This is a genomic window from Streptomyces sp. sk2.1 (genome assembly GCF_008120935.1).
In the GTDB taxonomy this organism is placed as follows: domain Bacteria; phylum Actinomycetota; class Actinomycetes; order Streptomycetales; family Streptomycetaceae; genus Streptomyces.
Genome location: NZ_RDBO01000077.1, coordinates 1,167,286 through 1,167,950, shown reverse-complemented (window position 1 = coordinate 1,167,950; position 665 = coordinate 1,167,286). Strand labels below are relative to the sequence as shown.

Annotated in this window: 1 protein-coding gene; it reads right to left on the bottom strand. The window is 66.9% G+C overall.

Annotated elements, in window-relative coordinates; genetic code table 11:
• A partial coding sequence (locus tag EAO76_RS32440) for an acyl-CoA carboxylase subunit beta (RefSeq protein ID WP_316248385.1) occupies window positions 1-665 on the bottom strand: 665 nt, incomplete at both ends.

Here is a 665-nt window from a genome sequence, read left to right as displayed (position 1 = left end):
CGTTCGGCCGCGTAGTACGGGTGCATCAGCTCGGCCTTGTACTCCTTGACCATGCGCCGGCGCATGGCCTCCGGGTCCTCGGCGTCGGCGATCTGCCGACGGAAGATGACGTTCGCCGCACCCTCCGCGCCCATCACCGCGATCTCGTTGGTCGGCCAGGCGTACGTCAGGTCCGCACCGATGGACTGGCTGTCCATGACGATGTACGCACCTCCGTACGCCTTGCGCAGGATCAGCGAGATCCTCGGCACGGTCGCGTTGCAGTACGCGTACAGCAGCTTCGCCCCGTGCCGGATGATTCCACCGTGCTCCTGATCCACACCGGGCAGAAAGCCGGGTACGTCCAAAAGAGTGATGATGGGGATGTTGAACGCGTCACACATCTGGACGAAGCGGGCGGCCTTCTCGGACGCCTCGATGTCCAGGACACCGGCCAGGGACTGCGGCTGGTTGGCCACGATCCCGACGACCTGGCCGTCCATCCGGGCCAGGGCGCAGACGATGTTGCGGGCCCAGCGCTCGTGGACCTCGAGGTAGTCGCCGTCGTCGACGAGTTCCTCGATGACCTTGTGCATGTCGTAGGGGCGGTTGCCGTCGGCCGGGACCAGGTCGAGGAGGGTGTCGCCTCGTCGGTCGGCGGGGTCGTCGCTGGGGACGGTGGGCGG